This window comes from Thiolapillus sp. (assembly GCF_048562965.1).
Classification (GTDB): Bacteria; Pseudomonadota; Gammaproteobacteria; order Chromatiales; family Chromatiaceae; genus Thiolapillus; species Thiolapillus brandeum_A.
The window spans coordinates 1-1,186 of sequence record NZ_JBHNMF010000880.1 but is presented as its reverse complement, the minus strand read 5'-3'; the positions used below and the strand labels follow the sequence as shown (position 1 = coordinate 1,186).

At 62.6% G+C, this 1,186-nt stretch carries 1 pseudogene; it reads left to right on the top strand.

The annotated features are described in order from the left end of the window. Positions 1 to 112: 112 nt before the first annotated feature. Positions 113 to 816 (top strand): annotated as a pseudogene (locus ACOCD2_RS20855) (IS256 family transposase); the annotation flags it as partial. Positions 817 to 1,186 lie beyond the last annotated feature (370 nt).

The following is a 1,186-nucleotide window of genomic DNA, read 5'->3' as shown; positions in this document are numbered from 1 at the left end:
CCGCGTTCGGAGGCCTACTTTGTTTTCCCTCTGGCGCAAGGCACGCCGGGAAAACAGTGCGGCCTCGCGGCTACTGGGGTCTACCAGCCTTCGCTTCGCTCTCCATGGCTGGCAGCGGGCGATCGAGACGGAGCTGGCCGAATTGCTGGCGCGGTATGAGGCGCACAAGGATGAGCAGGGTCGGCGGGCGGTGGTTCGCAACGGTTACCTGCCGGAGCGGGAGATCCTGACCGGGGTGGGTCCAGTCCCGGTGAAGGTGCCGAAGGTGCGCAGCCGGACCGGAGAGCCGGTGGTATTTCGGTCCTCCTTGGTACCGCCGTACGTGAGGAAGGCCAAGCGTGTGGAAGCAGCCCTGCCGTGGCTGTACCTGAAGGGCATTGCCACGGGGCAGATGCAGGAGGCCCTGGAGGTGCTGGTCGGCCCGAGGCAAAAGGCCTATCCGCATCGGTGATTGGCCGCCTGAAGCGGACGGGGGAAACGGAATACGCTGACTGGTGCCGCCGGGATGTGAGCCGTGACCGCTGGGTCTATCTGTGGGCGGACGGAATCTACAGCGGCCTGAGGGCTGAACATCAGAAGCTATGCGCCCTGGTGGTCATTGGCGTCAATGAACGGGGCGAGAAACACTTCCTGGCCATCGAGGACGGGGTACGGGAGTCGACCCAGAGCTGGCGGGAGGTGCTGCTGGATTTGAAGAAGCGCGGGCTCGAAGTGCCACCGAAACTGGCGGTGGGAGATGGCGCCCTGGGTTTCTGGTCAGCATTGGACGAAGTGTACCCCGATACCCGTCACCAGCGCTGCTGGGTGCACAAGACGGCGCAAGCGTGTCTTCGGCCTCGTGATAGATTTTGGGACATCCCAGTCCCCAAAATCGACTCGGCCTTTGACAACCTATTGGTGCCCCAACCGTCCTGGTCACCAAGCACTGCGCAACAACTTCGCAAGCTCGTTGCTGCTCCGTACTTGACTCCCATATGACTGGACGCCGCGTTCGGAGGCCTACTTTGTTTTCCCTCTGGCGCAAGGCACGCCGGGAAAACAGTGCGGCCTCGCGGCTACTGGGGTCTACCAGCCTTCGCTTCGCTCTCCATGGCTGGCAGCGAACGTGCTGAATTACCTACCCAAGGCCGTTCAGCCCAAGACAAAGAAGGCATTGCAGGAAATCTGGATGGCCGAGGACCGATCC